This window comes from Candidatus Clostridium radicumherbarum (assembly GCF_045310525.1).
In the GTDB taxonomy this organism is placed as follows: domain Bacteria; phylum Bacillota; class Clostridia; order Clostridiales; family Clostridiaceae; genus Clostridium_AT; species Clostridium_AT radicumherbarum.
In genome coordinates, this window is record NZ_JBJHZY010000003.1 from 335,249 (window position 1) to 354,728 (window position 19,480).

At 32.6% G+C, this 19,480-nt stretch carries 15 protein-coding genes; 8 read left to right on the forward strand and 7 right to left on the reverse strand.

All coding sequences use genetic code 11. From position 1 onward, the window contains the following. Positions 1–46 precede the first annotated feature (46 nt). The 5 genes from ACJDUH_RS15630 to ACJDUH_RS15650 form a co-directional block, all read right to left on the reverse strand. Positions 47–997 carry an ABC transporter substrate-binding protein gene (locus ACJDUH_RS15630; protein WP_406766135.1) on the reverse strand — a complete coding sequence of 317 codons (951 nt, stop codon included), beginning with the start codon at positions 995–997 and terminating at the stop codon, positions 47–49. Positions 998–1,074: 77 nt separating this feature from the next. Next, complete coding sequence (locus ACJDUH_RS15635) at positions 1,075–1,944, reverse strand: UbiA-like polyprenyltransferase (RefSeq protein ID WP_406766136.1); 870 nt, start codon at positions 1,942–1,944, stop codon at positions 1,075–1,077. Further along, on the reverse strand, positions 1,931–3,379 hold the full coding sequence (locus tag ACJDUH_RS15640; RefSeq protein ID WP_406766137.1) for a menaquinone biosynthesis decarboxylase: 1,449 nt from the start codon (positions 3,377–3,379) through the stop codon (positions 1,931–1,933). The genes ACJDUH_RS15635 and ACJDUH_RS15640 overlap by 14 nt, the downstream gene beginning before the upstream one ends. 120 nt (positions 3,380–3,499) lie before the next feature. Then, the gene (locus ACJDUH_RS15645; RefSeq protein ID WP_406766138.1) at positions 3,500–4,765 is read right to left on the reverse strand and encodes an aspartate aminotransferase family protein; all 1,266 of its coding nucleotides are present in this window, start codon (positions 4,763–4,765) and stop codon (positions 3,500–3,502) included. A gap of 92 nt (positions 4,766–4,857) precedes the next feature. Further along, positions 4,858–6,789: a U32 family peptidase gene (locus ACJDUH_RS15650; RefSeq protein ID WP_406766139.1), complete on the reverse strand. Its 1,932-nt coding sequence runs from the start codon at positions 6,787–6,789 to the stop codon at positions 4,858–4,860. Between the two features lie 181 nt (positions 6,790–6,970). Here ACJDUH_RS15650 and ACJDUH_RS15655 point away from each other — a divergent pair, with 181 nt between their 5' ends. The 6 genes from ACJDUH_RS15655 (at position 6,971) to ACJDUH_RS15680 (ending at position 15,086) form a co-directional block, all read left to right on the forward strand. Continuing rightward, positions 6,971–8,149, forward strand: a complete 1,179-nt coding sequence (locus ACJDUH_RS15655) for a trans-sulfuration enzyme family protein (RefSeq protein WP_406766140.1) — start codon at positions 6,971–6,973, stop codon at positions 8,147–8,149. Between the two features lie 975 nt (positions 8,150–9,124). Then, positions 9,125–10,072, forward strand: a complete 948-nt coding sequence (arcC, locus tag ACJDUH_RS15660; RefSeq protein ID WP_406766141.1) for a carbamate kinase — start codon at positions 9,125–9,127, stop codon at positions 10,070–10,072. Positions 10,073–10,079: 7 nt separating this feature from the next. Then, positions 10,080–11,288, forward strand: a complete 1,209-nt coding sequence (gene arcA / locus ACJDUH_RS15665; protein WP_406766209.1) for an arginine deiminase — start codon at positions 10,080–10,082, stop codon at positions 11,286–11,288. A 62-nt stretch (positions 11,289–11,350) separates the two neighbouring features. Continuing rightward, positions 11,351–12,349, forward strand: a complete 999-nt coding sequence (gene argF / locus ACJDUH_RS15670; RefSeq protein ID WP_406766142.1) for an ornithine carbamoyltransferase — start codon at positions 11,351–11,353, stop codon at positions 12,347–12,349. A 168-nt stretch (positions 12,350–12,517) separates the two neighbouring features. Next, positions 12,518–14,521, forward strand: coding sequence for a methyl-accepting chemotaxis protein (locus ACJDUH_RS15675; protein WP_406766143.1), 2,004 nt, complete (start codon positions 12,518–12,520; stop codon positions 14,519–14,521). A 166-nt stretch (positions 14,522–14,687) separates the two neighbouring features. After that, complete coding sequence (locus ACJDUH_RS15680; protein ID WP_406766144.1) at positions 14,688–15,086, forward strand: hypothetical protein; 399 nt, start codon at positions 14,688–14,690, stop codon at positions 15,084–15,086. Between the two features lie 133 nt (positions 15,087–15,219). On the opposite strand, the gene yjeM is transcribed toward ACJDUH_RS15680, so the two are convergent. Then, positions 15,220–16,758 carry a glutamate/gamma-aminobutyrate family transporter YjeM gene (gene yjeM / locus ACJDUH_RS15685; RefSeq protein ID WP_406766145.1) on the reverse strand — a complete coding sequence of 513 codons (1,539 nt, stop codon included), beginning with the start codon at positions 16,756–16,758 and terminating at the stop codon, positions 15,220–15,222. A 503-nt stretch (positions 16,759–17,261) separates the two neighbouring features. Here yjeM and ACJDUH_RS15690 point away from each other — a divergent pair. Then, a complete protein-coding gene (locus ACJDUH_RS15690; RefSeq protein WP_406766146.1) occupies positions 17,262–17,642 on the forward strand; it encodes a RidA family protein in 381 nt (126 codons plus the stop codon). A gap of 36 nt (positions 17,643–17,678) precedes the next feature. On the opposite strand, the gene ACJDUH_RS15695 is transcribed toward ACJDUH_RS15690, so the two are convergent. Further along, complete coding sequence (locus ACJDUH_RS15695; protein WP_406766147.1) at positions 17,679–17,885, reverse strand: hypothetical protein; 207 nt, start codon at positions 17,883–17,885, stop codon at positions 17,679–17,681. Between the two features lie 249 nt (positions 17,886–18,134). Between ACJDUH_RS15695 and ACJDUH_RS15700 the strand changes: the two genes are divergently transcribed. Continuing rightward, on the forward strand, positions 18,135–19,205 hold the full coding sequence (locus ACJDUH_RS15700) for a diguanylate cyclase domain-containing protein (RefSeq protein ID WP_406766148.1): 1,071 nt from the start codon (positions 18,135–18,137) through the stop codon (positions 19,203–19,205). The last annotated feature ends 275 nt before the right edge of the window (positions 19,206–19,480 follow it).

The following is a 19,480-nucleotide window of genomic DNA, read 5'->3' on the forward strand; positions in this document are numbered from 1 at the left end:
TTCCTTCCCAGCACAGGAAGAATATCAATCTTCCTGCCTCCGCCTATTATTTAGTACCTATATCACTCATTAAATCCTTAGGATTTAAAGTTTTCTTAACAAGACCATTTTTAACAGTCCAATCTACAGCAGCTTGTACCTCAGCTTCTGTTGGAAGTGTATTTTTCTTAAATTTAGGCAGCTTAATATTTCCTTTCATGCTCTCAGGGTAACCTACAGCTTTTATTATAATATCTTCATATTCAGAAATAGGAGTATTATTTATATAGTCTACTGCTTCGTTATAAGCCTTATAGAAGGCCTTTATTTCAGCGCTTTTATCATCTAGTGATTTTTGTGTAAATGCTGTTACAGAAGTAAAGGCACCTAATTTGCTTGCACTTCCAAGTAAGGTCCCACCATCACTTATAGCTAGGGAAGAAAATGGTTCTGGAAGTAATGCAGCGTCTACATTATTATTCTTGAGCATCTCAAGTCTTGTTGGTATTGCAGGAACTATGGATTTTTTTACATCCTTTGGGGTAAGACTATTTTTCTCTAGAATCTTATCAAGGGAATACTCAATTGAAGTTTTTTCAGAAATTGCTACACTTTTACCCTTAATATCATTTATTGATTTTATACCTGACTTTGCACCTGCAATTAACATAAAGTCACCGTCTGTAACACCAGTTATCTTTACATTAAAATCTGCATTTTGATATAGTGAAATGGCGATATAATCACAGATTACTCCATCTAAGTTTCCAGCTTGGAAAGCAGCATCTCTATCCTTAGAGTTTTTAAAGGCCTGAAAATTAACTTCAACTCCCTCTTTCTTAAAAAATCCTTTTTCATTAGCTATTACAATCGGCACTGCATCTACAGAAGCCATGGCACCAAAATTTAAGGTTTTTTTAGAAGCAGTAGTATTCTCCTTTACTGGTGAACAGGCAGCAGTGGAAATTGCAATAATGGAAACTGTAATTATACATAATAGTTTTTTTAATTTAATCATTTCTTTCCTCCTTTTAGTCAGAACACTGGGTAGTTTAAAACTACCCGTAAAAGTCCATTTAGGACTTTTACCTCCTTTTAAATTAGTGCATCAATAACTCCAAATATTAAGAATATGATGCTTATAACTTGATTTATACTATAGGATGCTACTTTTACATTGGATAAGTTATTTGGAGACACTATTTTATGCTCTGCAATGAATAAAATAGTTATTAGAATTAATCCAATGAAATATATGATTCCAAGCTGACTGCTTAAGGTTCCTATAATAAATAATAAAATTAATGTTATTACATGAAAAAAAGCAGCAATATGAAGTCCGTTTTTAACTCCAAATTTTGCTGGAATTGAGTGAATTCCGTTAGCAGTGTCGAACTCATAATCCTGTGAGCCATATATTATATCAAAGCCTGCAACCCATAGAGTATTTGCTGCTCCCATTAAAATAGGAAGCGTGGAGATTTTACCTGTAACAGCTAGCCATGCACCAACTGGTGCTGCAGCAGACGTAATCCCTAGAACTAAATGACAGGCCCAGGTAAATCTCTTTGTATAGGAATAAATTATAAGTAAAAACAGCGCTATAGGCGAAAGTATTAAACATAATGGATTTAACATAGCAGCTGCAATTATCATTACTAAAAAGCATACTGAAGAAAATATTATAACTTCCTTTTTTTGAAGTAAATTTTGAGGCAGCTGCCTCATGGCAGTACGAGGATTCTTGCTGTCTATTTCAGCGTCAATAACTCTATTTATGGCATTAGCACCAGTTCTTGCTCCCATAAAGGCAACTAATATCCAGAATACCTTGCTAAGAGATGGGAGGCCATTACTGGCAAGCAGCATTGAAATAAGTGCAAAGGATAAGGAGAAAATAGTATGGGAAAACATAACTAGGGTTCCATAATCCTTGGCTTTTTTTATAACCTTAGTCAAGACCATAATCAACCCATCTCCTTGAAACAAGCTCCTTAATTTCATTTGTCATTTCAATATCATCTGGCCATTCTCTTTTATGACCTTCAGTTGGCCATTTTTTTGTGGCGTCTATACCCATTCTATAGCCGTAATGAGGTAAATCTGAGGCATGATCTAAGGCATCTAAAGGTCCTTCAGAAATTACTACATCTCTTTTAGCGTCTATATTGTTAAATACCTTCCAAGCCACTGTAGATATGTCCTTAGGATCAATATTTTCATCTACAACTATTATCATTTTTGTATACATCATCTGGCCCATTCCCCATACTGAATTCATTATTTTTTTTGCATGACCAGGAAAGCGTTTTTTTATAGAAATAATTACGCAATTGTGGAAAACTCCCTCTAATGGGAAATTAATGTCTACAATTTCAGGATGCTGCATTTTAAGTAAAGGAAGAAAAATTCTTTCTGTAGCCTTACCCATATAGCAGTCCTCCATAGGAGGCTTACCTACCACAGTAGCAGGATATACAGGATGCTTCTTGTGGGTTATACAGGTTACATGAAATACTGGATAGAAATCAGCAAGAGAATAGTAACCTGTATGATCACCAAAAGGACCTTCTAATTTTAAAGATTCATTTACATCTACATAACCTTCAATAATAAATTCTGCATCAGCAGGTACGTATATATCATTTGTAATTGACTTAGTAAGCTTTACAGGTGCCTTTCTTAAGTATCCTGCAAACATCATTTCATCAATCATTTTTGGAAGAGGAGCAGTAGCGGAATAGGTTATGGCAGGATCACAGCCGAGAGCTACAGATACCGGCATTTTACCACCTAAAACTTTGTATTTTTCATAAATTTCTCGGCCGTCTTTGTGAAGGTGCCAATGCATTCCTGTAGTATTCTTATCATATACCTGTAGCCTGTACATTCCCATATTTTGAATGTTAGTTTCTGGATCCTTGGTTATAACAAGAGGAAGTGTAACAAACCTTCCAGCATCGCCAGGCCAGCATTTTAGTATAGGCAAGGTTGATAAATCTGGGTCCTCTTCTATAACTTCCTGACAAGCACCCTTAGTTGGAAGTTTAATAGGGAATACTGAAGTCAGTCTAGCGAGCCTAGGCACAGACTTTACCTTGTTCATTATTCCTAAATAATTAGACATATCTATAAATTCTTCAATATCATTACCGATATCATCCAACTTTTCTACGCCAAGAGCCATGCTCATTCTTTCATAGGTACCCATAGCATTAATAAGAAGTGGATATGGATAACCTTTTACCTTTTCAAACAATAATGCTGGCCCATATTTCTTAGAAACTCTGTCTGCGATTTCTGTAATTTCCAGTTCAGAGTCTACTTCTGTTTTAATTCTTCTTAGTTCATCTTTTTCTTCTAAATGTTTTATAAAAGCTTGCAAATCTTTAAAAGCCATGTAATTACTCCTTTATCTTCATGTTTGTATGAGGGTGTGACATGTACGTGGCACGAGAATGTTTCTTGTACCGCATTGGGTAGCATGTGGCATAAGAAAGGTTCCCATGCCACACTGTTATTAAGCCATTAGGACATTTTTTAAGTTAGAAATCATAGAATCAATGTCTTCCTTTGTGATGACAAGTGGAGGCTGGAAGGCAAGCACATCTCTGTCTAAACCATTTTTTCCAATTAAAAAGCCTAGATCTTTCATTTTTTCTAAAACTTCATCTGTAATCTCAGCTGATGTATGGCTTGAATCAACAGCTTGCAGCTGCATACCTAACATAAGACCACAGCCTCTTATTTCCTTAATATAAGGAGAGGAAAGCTGTTCTAATTTTTCTTTTAAGTATCTGCCTAGTTCCCCTGCCCTTTGAGCTAGATTATTCTTATCTATGTATTCAAGAACACTGAGTGCGCTTTGAGCAGCTACAGGATTTCCTCCAAAAGTTGAGGCAGAGGCTTTGCTAAAGGACTCTGCAATTTCATCTGTGGTTGAGAAAGTTGAAATAGGAATCCCATTTCCAAGGGCTTTGGCAGTTACAATAATATCAGGGATTACATCATAGTTTTCAATGCAGAACATTTTGCCAGTTCTGCCATAGCCTGTTTGAACTTCGTCTATAATCAGCAGAACCTTGTACTTTTCAAGTAAGGCCTTTGCCCTTTGAAAATAATCATGATGGTACATTATAATTCCACCATTACCTTGAATAGGTTCAGCTATCATGGCAGCAATACTGTTTCCGTGCTCTTTTAAAACTGCTTCTAATTGACTTAGGGATTTTTCCATAGCTTCCTCATAACTTAAGTTTTCACTGTAGGGCCTGTTTATGAAGAAGATATTTTCTTTAACTAAGTTATCGTCAAGTCTCCACATAGGAATTCCTGTTACACTTAAGGTTAAATGGGTTCTGCCATGTAAGCCTCCCTCTAAAGCAATAAATCCAGTTTTTTTAGTACATAATCTTGCTAGGGCCATTGCACCTTCATTAGCCTCTGAACCTGTAACACAAAAGAAGGTTCTTTTTATATCACCAGGAAGTATTGAAGAAAGCTTTTCAGCAAGGTCAACCATGGGCTGTGTTAAATACAATGTGGATGTATGCTGAATATTACTTAATTGAGCAATTACATTTTTTAGGATTTCAGGATTTGAATGTCCGCAGTTCATAGCAGAAACGCCAGCATAAAAATCTACATATTTCCTGCCGGTGTGGTCAAAAAGAAACTGCATAGAACCAGCAACTATTTGAGGCGGGTTTTTATAAAAACATATAGTAGCAGGATAGAAATATTCTTTTCTTTTTTTAAGAATATTTTCAGGTCCTATATAATTCATAATTATTCACTCCTTTAAGTGGAAATAATTTAGCCTGGTGCATAATGCCTAAGGCCTTGGTAATAAAACTAATAACTATGATGTCTTTAAAATTAAACAGATTTAAAGGTTAGAGCTCCTAAGGTAAAACCTGATCTTACTGATTCTAAATTTAAAAACAAGTCTTTACACTTAGATGGATCTGAAATACCCCTTTGATAAAGCTTTATAATGTTTTCTAATTCGGATAAGTTATAGGTTTCACCTTCAATTCTAAGATTTATGGGTACATCATAATTTAAGTCTTCCAGAATTGGCAGTAAGCAAAACTCTTTAGAAGTAAACAAGTGATTTTTTCCATATTTATCAATATAAACTGGATTTTCACCCTTATCAGTCTTTAATACTAGAACCTTATTGTCTACATATTTGTTATCTTCTTCTCCAATTCTTTTAAATACCTTTGTATTATCGTAAAGGTTATGGTCTAGATACATAACTTTAATGGGTCCATGTACAATTAATTCTAAAGGCATATTTGCTTCCTTCATAAATTCAGCAAGCTCATCACGCTTAATTTCTATAGATACAGAAGCTTCAGAAACCTCAAGTTCCTTATAAAATTTAAGTGCTTTATGGTTGTATATGTTTAAGTTGTAATTTGTTATTATGGCATACTTATTTCCATATCTTTTTATTGCACCTAAATTAGAAGCTAAAAGACCATCAAATAGCTCGCCGTACTTACTTAAGTAGTGATCAATCATTTCAAACTGCTGTTCATTCATCATTTGAGGCAGCTCAAGATAGATTTCAGTATTGCCCTTAGTACTTACTAAATCTTTAAGTTCATTTAAGCTTATAAACTCATCTGGCAGAAGGACCTCACAAGGTAAGTATATTCTATTTACAGAAAGGTCAATACAAAGCTTGGCCTCACTATAATTATTTACTTTAACAGATAAATTGTGCCTAGAAGATATATTATTGGAATACTTTTTTAATTCTTCCTTAAGTTCATTTACAGCATAATCAGTAGCTGCAGGCTCTTCAGTAGGCACTGAGAAAACCTTTCCGGTGGAATAAAATTTTCCTGTACCTTCATAGCGGGTATTTATAAAATTTAATCCAGGCCTGGAAAAAGCGTAGGCAGTAGTAAAATCACGCTTTCTGTGCTCGTATAAGTATTCAGCTTCTTTTTTGCGGTTAAAATTTAACGGATCTTCAATATATCTGTCAATTGCTTCACCGTAGGTATTTACTAAATCTACAATAAAGTCTGTATTTCTCATACGACCCTCAATTTTAAAGGAAGTAATTGAGGCTTCTATTAATTCTGGAATATGTTCATACATGTACATGTCCTTAGCTGCTAAAGGATATTCTGTTCCATATACAAAGCCATCCTTTTTTATAACATAGGGCCACCTACAGGGTTTAAAGCATCTTCCACGATTGGAGCTGTTTCCGAGTACCACAGAACTGTAATAGCAATTCGCTCCATTTACGGTACACATATCTCCATGTATAAAATATTCAGTCTCAATATTTGTTACATTTTGTAAATTTTTTGCAGTTTTTAAATCCATTTCTCTTGACAGAATAACTCTGGAAATTCCTAATTCCTTCAAGGCTTTAACAGATTCTATATTATGTACATTCATCATTATTGAAGAATGAATTTCAAAATTTCTAAAATTATTCTCTCTGCAAATTTGTAAAACGCCAAGATCTTGAATTATAATACCATCAACATTAATAGTATTTAAGAAATTAAGATATTCAATGGCCTCATTAACTTCAGACTCATTAATCATATTATTTACTGTTACATAAACTTTTTTATCTACCTCATGGGCCATTTTAACTGCTTCCTGTATTTCTTCATTAGAAAAGTTATAGCCTTTTCTCATCATCCTCATATTTAAAGACTTACCACCAAGATAAATAGCATCACAGTTTGCCTTTACCATACTTTTAAAAGTTTCTATGGTGCCTGAGGGTGCCAATAATTCAATTTTTTTGTTGTTAAAAAATCTTGCCATAATTCCACCTCTTTTTCAATCATTATAAGTATACTATTTTAAACCTTCTTTTTCAATTAATCCTATTATTAATGAAGATTTTATGAAGTTAAAAAAGTGAAATAAAGAGCACTTTACTTAAGCATAGTGAAATATTAAAATAAGGTCATAAGAAGAATTAAATAATATTGGGGGAGTTTATATGAATAGAGGCTTTGCAACTCAGCTTACACATTTAGGAGAGAAAAATCCACCATCTGTTTCAAGGACAAAGTCATTGCCCATTTCTATGAGTTCTGTTTTTGTTTTTGATGATGTAGAAACTTTAGATAAAGTCTATGATGGGGTAGAAAAGGGCTATGTTTATTCAAGAAATGCAAATCCTATGCAGGATGCTTTAAGTGAAATTATGTACAATATTGAGGGTGCCGAGAATGCACAGGCTTTTTCCTCCGGAATGGCAGCTATAACTATGTCAATTTTAGCCTTTGTAAAGGCTGGAGATCATATAATAGCTGGAAGCGTGCTTTATGGCGGAAGCTATGAGTTTTTAAAGACAGAACTTAAAAGATTTAATATAGATGTAACCTTTGTGGATCTAGCTAAAGAGGATATTAAAAAGTATTTCTTACCTAATACAAAATTAGTTTATGTAGAGACTATTTCCAATCCGTTAATGGAAGTTATTGATATTGAAGCTGCTGCAAAAGCAGCACATGAAAATAATGCAAAGCTAATAGTTGATAATACCTTTGCTACTCCAATTATTTGTCAGCCTATGAAGCTTGGAGCAGACATAGTGGTTTACAGTGCTACAAAATACCTATGCGGACACAGTGATGTAACAGGAGGAATTGCAGTAGCAAGTAAGAAGGATATGGAAAAGATAAGGGGGACTGCAGTTTTATATGGTACAATGATGAGTCCATTTGATGCATGGCTTTTAATAAGAAGCTTAAGAACCTTAGAACTTAGGGTTATGAAACATTCTCAGAATGCAATAAAGCTGGCTCAGTTTCTAGAAACTCATGATAAAGTTCAAAAGGTGTATTATCCAGGTCTCAGGTCCTCACTATTTAATACATTAGCAAACAGTTTATTTAATAATGGATTATTTGGAGGAATGCTAAGCGTAGATTTAAAAAATGGAGAAAAGGGTGCTTACGATTTAATTAGAGACTTAGAAACAATTAAATTTGTACCAAGCCTAGCAGGTGTAAGTACTACTGTTTCCTATCCAGCAAAGACCTCACATAGGGCCTTGACAGATGAAGAACTTAAAGGTGCTGGAATTTCAAAGGGATTAATTAGAATTTCAACTGGTCTTGAAGATGCTTCAGATATTATAGAAGAATTTAAAAAAGCACTAGATAAAAATTAATAATGATTGATAATAGTAATTTTTTAAAAACAAATAATTCTATAAAGAGTTTTGCCAATTGGCAAAACTCTTTTATAATTTGCTTTTATTGAAAAACATTCTTAAGTTTTCATTCTAATTCTTCATTTATAATTAGCTGCAGCTATCGCCACCAGGACTGTACACATCAAAGAAGTCACCGAAAACTCCTTTTTTATGGATTAATTTTACGTTGTCAAAAGCAAAGGAAATATCCTTTTCAGCTACAAACTTTATTCCATCAAGTTCAATAACGTCATCATTTTTTGTTTGTTCATCCAGAACAACTCCAAAGGTTGGGCCACCTCAGCCAAAGCCTTTTATTGATAATCTAACAGCAGTTTTATTTCTTTTCTCCAAGTTTTGTTTAAGGGCTTCTTTAGCGGCGTCATCTATAATAACATTCATGAGAACTCCTCCTTAAAATTATATTACCCTATAGGGGTATATTTTTTATTTTTAGTATATACTTATATTAATAGTATGTCAAATATTTTTATAAAAGTTACTAGTAAATTTTAAAACAAATTATAAGCGTTTAGAAAGTCCAATAATAAAAAAATTTTAAATTAAATTTTTAATATTTTTATTCATATTTTACATATATTTATGCATAAAATTTTATTTATGCATTAAAAGAAGTATATTGGTAAAAATTAATATGAATAATTTTAAATGGATTATGGTTCAATTCATATTATCATTCCTTTAATTTTAAGGTAAAAATTTTATATTCATAATATAAATAGCAAAACAATTGCAGGATTTAAAACTTTATTTTCATTTTGTATCTTTTATAGTGTAAAAATTAGTTATATATATGGATTTTTTATGAGAATACTTATACAGTTTTCTTAAAAATGAAGCTATTGACAACCATTTTATGCTAATGTACTATGAAAGTGCAAAAATGAAATAATATAAAATATGGGAACATAGATATAGGAGGAGTCGTAGGTGAGAATTGTTTTAGCATTAGGGGGCAATGCGCTTCAAGCAGATCCAAAGGATGCAAGTGCAGAGTCACAATTAAGGACTTGTAAGGAAACAGCAAAGTCCATAGTAGATCTTTTAGAGCAGGGTCATACAGTAGCTGTAGTTCATGGAAACGGCCCACAAGTTGGTCAAATATTAAGCTCAGTGGAAGCTGGACATAAAGCAAATAGCTCAAATGTATTATTCCCTTTTGATGTATGTGGTGCTTTTTCTCAAGGCTATATAGGTTATCATCTTCAAAATGCAATTAGAGAGGAACTACATAGGAGAAATATAAATAAAAATGTAGGGACTGTTGTTACTCAAGTTGTTGTAGATAAAAATGATTCTGGCTTTCAAAATCCCACAAAGCCAATAGGCTCCTTTTATACAAAAGAGGAAGCTTTCGTATTACAAAAGGAAAAAGGCTATGTAATGAAGGAGGATGCTGGAAGAGGTTATAGGAGAGTAGTGGCATCTCCAAAGCCAATTGATGTAATAGAAAAAGATATAATTAAGGAATTAGTTGATAATGGAACATTGACCATATCCTGCGGAGGCGGTGGAATACCTGTAATTTTAGAAGATGGGGAAGTTATGGGAGTTCCAGCAGTTATTGATAAGGATTTTGCCGCAGAAAAATTAGCAGAAATACTTGATGCTGATGCACTTGTAATATTAACTGCAGTTGACAGGGTTGCAATAAACTTTAATAAACCAGATCAAAAGAGCCTTGAGTCAATGACTCTTGCAGAAGTTGATAAGTACATAGAAGAAAAGCAATTTGCTCCTGGAAGTATGCTTCCAAAGGTAGAAGCTTGTAAGAAGTTTGTTCAATTTAATAAAAATAAAATAGCAATAATTGCTTCACTAAAGATGGCAAAGGAAGCTTTAAAAGGTGCCTCAGGTACAAAAATAGTATCAGAATAAAGAGGGGATAAGGATGGAAAGAAAAATTAAGGTATACTCTGAAATAGGTAATCTTAAGACAGTACTTCTGCATAGGCCAGGAGGAGAAATTGAAAATTTGATTCCAGAACACTTGTCGAGACTGTTATTTGATGATATTCCATTTTTAAAGGTGGCAAGAAATGAACACGATAATTTTGCAAAAGTGCTTACTGAAAATGGAGTAGAAGTTTTATATCTTGAAAAATTGGCGGCACAAGCTATTAAAGATTATGAAATCAAGGAAATGTTTTTAGATGAGGTAATAACAGAAAGTCAAATTAGCGACACGGCTATAGCTAAGACCTTAAAGGATTATTTTAGAACACTGCCTCAAAAAGAGATGATAGATAAGGTTATGGCAGGAACTAGAAAAAAGGAAATAGGGCTCAGCGAGGAAAATGACGATTATCCATTTATAATGGAACCTATGCCAAATTTATACTTTACAAGAGATCCATTTGCAGCAATGGGAAGAGGTATAACCTTAAATCATATGAGAAATCATATAAGGCACAGAGAAACTATATTTGGAAAGTATATTTTTAAATATCATCCGGATTTTAAAGATTCAAATATTCCGCTTTGGTATAACAGAGATGATAACTACAGCATAGAAGGCGGAGATGAATTAATTCTTTCTGATGAGGTTATTGCTATAGGCAACAGTGAAAGAACAAGCACCGAGGCAATAATTCAGGTTGCTAAAAGACTATTTGAAGAGAATGAAAGCTTTAAAACAGTGTTGATGTTCAACATTCCAAAATCTAGGGCATTCATGCACTTGGATACTGTGTTTACTATGATAGACTATGATAAGTTCACTGTTCATGAAGGTATAGAAGGAAACTTAAAGGTTACTGCTATTAGTTATAATTATAAAAATAAAGAACTTATAATGGAAGAAGAAGAGGACAGTCTTGAAAGAATACTATCTAAGCATTTAAAAAAGGATATTACACTTATACGCTGCGGTGGTGGAGATAGGGTCATTTCAAGAAGAGAGCAGTGGAATGATGGGTCAAATACTCTTGCTATATCACCTGGGACTGTTATAACCTATGAAAGAAATTATATTACTAATGAAATATTGGATAAATATAATGTAAATGTTATATCTATTCCTTCAGGAGAACTCAGCAGAGGAAGAGGCGGCCCTAGATGTATGTCTATGCCTTTCCATAGAGAAAAAATTTAATAAAGCTTTTATGAATATATAATATTAAAAATTAACAATGATTAAATAAAGGAGAGAACAATATGTTTAATTTAAGAAACAGAAGCTTTTTAACACTAATGGACTTTTCACCAAAGGAAATAAATTATATGCTGTATTTAGCAAGAGATTTAAAAAGAGCTAAATATGCAGGAACTGAGCAGCCAAAGCTGAAGGGAAAAAATATAGTTTTATTATTTGAAAAAGATTCTACTAGAACAAGATGTGCATTTGAAGTTGCAGCATTAGATCAAGGAGCACATGTTACTTACCTAGGACCAACAGGAAGTCAAATGGGAAAGAAGGAATCCATTCCTGATACTGCTAGAGTTCTTGGAAGAATGTATGATGGTATTGAATATAGAGGCTTTGCTCAATCTACTGTGGAAGATCTTGCAAAATATTCAGGGGTACCTGTTTGGAATGGATTAACAGATGCTGATCATCCAACTCAAGTTCTAGCAGATTTCTTGACAATTCAAGAACATCTTGATAAGCCACTTAATAAAATAAAATTTGTATATTCAGGAGATGGCAGAAACAATGTTGCAAATGCACTTATGATTGGTGCAATAAAGATGGGAATGGATTTTAGAATGGTTTCTCCAAAAGAATTATTCCCTACCGAAGAGTTACTCCAAAAATGTAGAGAAGTTGCTAAAGAAACAGGAGCAAAAATAACTTGTACTGATAACGTAGCAGAAGGTGTTAAGGATGCAGATGTTATTTATACAGATGTTTGGGTTTCCATGGGAGAGCCAGATGAAGTTTGGGAAAGCAGAATAAAGCTTTTAAGGCCTTACCAAGTAAACATGGAAATGTTAAAACTTACTGGTAATGAGAAGGTTTTATTTGAGCACTGTCTTCCAGCCTTCCATGACTTAAAGACTAAAGTTGGTAAAGATATCTATGAAAAGTTTGGATTAACTTCAATGGAAGTTACAGATGAAGTATTTGAAAGCAAACATTCAGTAGTATTTGATGAAGCAGAAAATAGAATGCATACAATTAAGGCTGTTATGGTTGCAACTTTAGGCGCATAGCTAAATGAACTGTTTCAAAATAGTTGAAATGAATTGAAAGTAAGCTACAATATATAAAATTTTTATATATTGTAGCTTTTTTATTTTTTAGAATTTTATTAAGATATGTAGATTTTGCTCGAAATATAATACAAGACGTAAAATAATAGTAAAAACAGGGGGGCAAAAATGAAAAGAAAAAGGACTTTAAAAACACAACTTATTACATTGATGTTACTTACAATATTGTTTCCGGTTGCAATAATATCAATTATTAATTCTTATAGTTCGGAAAAAAGCTTGAATACTCAATTTAAAGATACATTAATAGATAATGTTAATTGGACTGATGAGGTAATAAAATCAAATAACAAGTCAAATATTGAATTAACTAACATGCTATCTCAGGACCCTAACGTGCAGAACATATATAATAGTGCAGATTCAGAGAAATGGCTTTTATCTACTTTAGACTCCTTTCTTGTAACTCATAAGGATATACAAAGTGTATACTATGGTCTGAAAGATGGTAGAATGCTTTTAAAACCACAGGAAGCTCTACCCAAGGATTACGACCCAAGAAACAGGGAGTGGTATACTAAGGCATTAAGCAATGTTGGACAGGTTATAATCACTGATCCCTATGAAGATGCTTCCCAAAAGGGTATGTTCGTAATTACCTATGCAGAGGCAGTTAAGGATCCTAAATCAGGGGAAATAAATGGTGTAGTTGCAGTGGATATTAAACTTCAAACCTTATCTAGTACGATTTCAAAATATAAAATCGGACAAAATGGGTATATAGCAATAGTAGATAAGACTGGTACCATTATATCGCATAATGATCCTAAAATGCTGGGAAAGACTGCAAAGGATGAAAAGTGGGTTAATGAAATAATATCTTCAAAACAAGCTAGCGGAGAATATGATATTAATGGACAAAGGTTAATAACATATAATACTATGGATGAACAAACTGGATGGAGAATAATGGGGTTCATACCTAAAAACGAAATAACTTCTCAGGTAAACAGCCAAAGATATATATCTGCGGGGATTTCTATTATTTTCCTCGTACTAGCTCTAATTGCCGGAATAATAGTATCTAATTCCATTTCAAAATCAATAATAAAGCTGGTAGAGGTGCTCAAAAGAATAAAAGATGGTGATTATACTGTAGAGATTGGAAAACATAAAAATGTAAGCCATGAAGTAGGTGAAATAACTGATTCTGTAGACCTTGTAATTAAAGATATGGTAGAAATGCTTAAAAATATTATAAAGACCTCTAAGAATATTAAAGAATCCTCAGAGGCTTTGGTAGCAGTAACAGAAGAGTCAAATTCAGTAGGTGAAGAGGTATCTAGAGCAGTTCAGCAGATTGCAGGTGGAGCCTCAGAGCAGGCAGAAAGCCTTGACAAAAGCTCTGGCGTTGTTAGCGATCTTGGTGAAAAGGTGATAAATGCTAGAAGCAGCAGCACAAATATGATGAATGCATCCACAAATGTAAAAGAAGCAACAAAGGAAGGAACTCTTAATATTGAAAACCTAAAGGAGACTTTTGAGGAAGCTTCTAAGGCAAATAAAGAGCTCCAAGTTAAAATTGAAGACCTAGCAAATAAATCTAATAGAATAGGAGCAATAACAGACACTATAACATCAATAACAGAGCAAACAAGCCTTCTATCATTAAATGCTAGTATAGAAGCTGCAAGGGCCGGAGAGGCAGGCAGAGGTTTTGCTGTGGTTGCAGATGAGGTAAGAAAGCTTGCTGATCAGTCGGCAAATTCAGCGCTAGAAATTAACAATGTTATTTCTGAAATTAGGAATAGTGTAGCTGTAGTACTTGAAAGAATTGAACAGACAATTACCTTAAATGAAAAATCAGAAGAAAAGGTGATAGTTACAAGTTCTAGCTTTATTAAAATTGAAGAAGCGGTGTTAGAACTTGAACAAAATATTAATGTAGTAGATCAAACCTTAGAAGGAATAAGCAGCAATACAGATGAAGTATTTCAGTCTATTACAGAGGTGGCAGCTGTAGCAGAGGAAACAGCAGCTACTGCTGAAGAGGTGAGTGCATCTTCAGAAGAACAATCTGCAGGGCTTCATGAAGTTGTAGTATCAGCAGAACAATTAAATTTACTTTCTGAAAAGCTTGATGAAATGGTTAAGAAATTTAAAATAGAATAAAGGGTTCCTTATAGTAGAAATTTAAAAGGTACCTTGTGAGACTGATATAAGATTGGTTTCTTGCAGGGTACTTTTTATTTTATATTATATTGGATTAAATTGTTATTTAATTAAGAAAGGGTTATAATATTTCTAAGTTCATTATAGTAAAAGGAGAGTTTTGTAAATGAATGAAATTTTAAAGAAACTAAAGCTAACAACACAAAGTCCAATTTTAATATTAAATGCCCCTGATGAGTATATGAATATAATAAAGGATACGAGTTCTGAGGTTCATACAGAGATTAAAGGCAAATATAAGTTTATTCAATTGTTTGCAAAAAGTATAGTAGAGGCAAAAGAACATATAGAGGATTGTATAGGAGCCTTGGATGGTGATGGGTATCTATGGATTTGTTATCCTAAGGGGACTTCAAAAAAATACAAATCAGATCTTAATAGAGATACTACTCAGATAGTTACTGAAGAATACAACTTTCAAGGTGTAACCCTTGTATCAATTGATAATGATTGGTCTGCCTTTAGAATAAGAAGCAAAGATAATATAAAGACTTTAAAAAAGTAAATTTAAGAAAGATGAAGATATCACAGTGGCAGCCATATGACTTGTTACTTATTCGTAAATAAGAAATAAGTCATATGGCTGCCACTTAAAATAAAAGAAGCAGGAAACTCCTGCTTCTTTTTTATGCTATATATTAAGCTACTTTATCGTTTTTCTTAGAACTAAATTTTCTACTATAACTGTTATGCATTAATACTGCAACAAGTCCAAAGAATATTGGTCCAGCTATTTGCCAGATTGTTGTTGCCATATCATGATCTTGTATAGCAGGTTGAATTATTGAGAAGAAGTTAGCAAAACCAACTGTTAATGTAACTATTACTCCCCATATTAAGGCTGAGTTATAGCTCTTATATACTTCAAATGGCTTTTCAATATCTTGCTTCTTCTTGAAGAATATAAATGCAATTGATAAGAACATATAAGGAATAGTCATAGCTACATTAGTCATGCTAACTAATATATCCCAGAACTTAGACATTGAGTTTCCACCGAAGGAAACAAGTAATATCATTGCAACAACGATTATGCATTGAACCCACATAGCGTTTACAGGCATTCCATCTTCTTTTCTAGTATGACCTATTTTTCCAGGCCATAATTCATCTGGAGTACCATCAATCATTTGCTTAAGTGGAGAATAAGTTAATGTAAAGAAGGCTCCTGATAATGCTAAGAACATTGAAAGTCCGATATATCTAGCAACTCCATGTGATAAAGCTATACTAGTAGCTTCGCTAGCACCAAATACATGACCTAGAGAATATCCTAAGTTAGACATTACTATATAACTTGCGTTACCAAGTGTAACACCTTTAACAGACATTACTGCTGACCAGTTAGTAAATACACCAACCATTAATATTAATAATGAGTATCCAACAGCAATAACAGCAGCTGAAATCATAACACCTTTAGGGAATGTCTTTTCTGGATTTTCTGTTTGGTCAACAAGTCCTCCAACTGCTTCAATTCCGCCGTATGCAAATAATGCATAAACTACGAAGGCTAATGATGATATTGCACTTCCAGCATATTTAGGATTTGGTGTTGTAGTAAAGGATTTTAATCCTTCAATTGGTTGAGCAAGATGGCCACCGCCTGCTATAAATACTACTATAGCACCAAGTAAAACAACAATGTTAATTAAAACAACTGCTGTACCACCTACTGAAGTTACCTTCTTAATTTTATCAACACCTTTAGTTGATACAAAAGTAACAAGAATGAACCATAAAATTCCCATGATACCTAATGTTTTAGGTCCAGTTAATCCTTGAATTCCAAGGAAAGCCCAGTCTTTAGTTGTGTCCATACCAAATATAGCATTTGATATTGGAACCCAAATACCAGATGAAACGTTAACCATCCAAATTACATAAGAAGCAAACCACATGAATGTTCCTATGAAAGCGAATTTTGGTCCAACGGATTTTTCCATCCAAGAGTAAATTCCACCTTTTTCATTTTTGAAAGCTGCACCGAATTCAGCCATCATTAATGCAAATGGAACGAAGAATGTAATTCCTGATATAATATACCATGGAATTGCAGCGTATCCCATTTTATAGAAGGATCTAGGGATATTGTTAAAGCCGTAAACTGATGTAAATATCATCAGTACTAGTGATACTAATGTTAATTTTTTGGTAGCGTTTACATTAGAAGACATAATATTCTTCCCCCTCCAATTAATTATAATAATTTCTTGAGCGTCTAGCTCGATTTTTATTATATACGTTAAATTTGAATATTGCAACAAAAAAATCTATTTTTTTATGTTTTTCGATATTAGCACTAATTTCATTGTTCCGATTTTTAAAAATATTGCAATATAATTAAATAAATCAATCCAAAATCATGACATTTATTATAGCATTTTTCATTTAAAATGCAATATAAATTTCAGTCTCTAATCAAAATTACAATTTATAATATTATTAGGGAAATGAATACAATATCTAAATAATTTGGTATTAGAAATTATTTAGATATTGCTGCTCATATTAAATGGAAATTAAACAAATTTTAAAAGGAAATTAAAAGTATATAATGTAGAAATGAAAGGACAGTATTTTCTATAAAATACAACTAATTAGAATATTAGGACTATACTACTATAGATAATAGAGTTATAATTACTAAGTGAATTAAACTAAGGAAGGGTGTTTTTATATGAATAAAAAGATTATTAGTACAGAAAAGGCTCCAGCAGCAATAGGACCATATTCACAAGGTATTAAAGCAGGAAGTTTAATTTTTACATCTGGTCAGCTTCCATTAAATCCAGTAACAGGAGTAATGCCAGAATCAATAGAAGAACAAACTAAGCAGTCACTTGAGAATGTGAAGGCAGTAATTGAAGCAGAAGGTTTAAGCTTATGCAATGTAGTTAAGACTACAGTGTTTTTAAGTGATATGAATAATTTTGTTAAAATGAATGATGTATATAAAGAGTACTTTAAAGAAGATGCACCTTCTAGAAGTGCAGTTCAGGTAGCTAGATTGCCAAAGGATGCACTAGTAGAAATCGAAGCTATCGCATATTGTGATTAATGAATTAAAGAGGATATCTAAGATATCCTCTTTAATTTAAACCTTTTTATCTAAAATAACACCGTGACCTGTATCTCCATAGGTTAGCTGAGTTTTAAGCTCTTCAACATAGTCTATATCCTTAAGTTGTGAAGTTTCTGGTTTTACAGTTTGTTTTTTTCTTTTTTTACTGCTGCCATTTCTTTTTTTTGTCTTTTGGGGGATGGCTGAAGATCTTTCTGCAGGCTTCACTTCTTTCCGCATATAACCCTATCCTTTCATAAATTTATTTCTATGTAATTATTATCGTAATAATAAAAAGGATTTTAATGGTATATTTTATTAATCTATGGTGATTTAATCACTTTTAGGTCTAAAATATAAAAAAATTTTAAATAAACTGAATTTTGTGGAAAAATATTCTATATTATGGTAATATTATTATTAGATGTTTATTTATGTATGTTATTTAATAGCTGAATTATATAAATTGACAATAATGGGGGAATTATTGTGATTGGAACTATGGGGAAAAATATATATGAAGACCCTCTAACTGGGCTTTCCAATTTTTTTAGATTCATTGAAACTGATGCTAACATAATGTTTTCAGGTAATGGCTCAGTTATAATATTTGATATGGTGAGTTTTGAAAAGGTTAACTCTCAATATGGGAGAGATATTGGAGATTTATTTTTAATAAATTTTTCTAAAATCCTACGAAATATGCTTATTGGTTTTGAAGGTGCTCTTAAATTTAGAACTCATGGGGATGAGTTTACAGTAATTCTACCTAACTTCACTGAAAATGAAGCTGAGGAGCTGGCTCAAATTATAAGGGAACAATATAGTAATACTATGAGGGACTTAAATTTCCAGGAGGCCGATGTACATATATTAGTTTTAAAATACTCCAATAATATAAACTCTATTAATGAATTTTATCAAATGATGTTTTTTAAATCTTTTAAAGAGATAGAAGAATCGAACATTAAATATTATGAAAGAAAAATAGTGGGGAATATTGTAGGTAACTTTAGTAATAGAATTAAAGAAACTCTATCCTTATTAAATGATGCTTATAGTTTAGCCTTAACTGATGATATATCCGAATTGCCAAATCAAAGGGCTGCTAAAATATACTTAAAAAACTTATTTTTAGAATGCAGCAAATCAAGGAGGAAATTCAGCATACTGTTTATTGATGGTGATAATCTTAAAAGATATAATCAAATCAGTTATTCTGCAGGAAATGAAATGATAAAATCCCTATCAGCAGTTATTGCAGAGTCTCTTAGGAAAAATGACAGGATTTTCAGATGGCTTACAGGAGACGAGTTTCTAGTTATTCTTGAGGACGTAGATTGTGAGGACGAAGAAAAGTTAGCTGAAAGAGTTAGAAGAACTGTAGAGGAACGAACAGTTAATTGGACATATCCAATAACTGTATCTATAGGGGTTGCTTCCTTTCCTAAGGATGGAAATTCCATAGATGAGGTTTTAAGTAAGGCTGAAAAATCTATTATAATAGCTAAGTCTACAGGAAAAAACAAAGTAATTAGATGGGGATTTAAGGTTTCCTAATGAAAGTATAGTTGTTTAAAATTTCAAATTTAAATGATAATCTAGGCCAAATTTTGCCTGGATTTTTTATGTGTAAAACTAAGGCTAAGAAAAATATTTAATAAAGCTTGGCCGAAACCAATCATTTATACTTTACAAAAGAAGAAGAATTTAATAAAATTTTATAAAAATAGTGAAAATAAGTTATAAGTTAGTCTATAATATTGTAATATGAAGAATAATCATAGAAATACTCTTTATTTTATTATGATAAAGTGTTAAATTATATGTGGTAT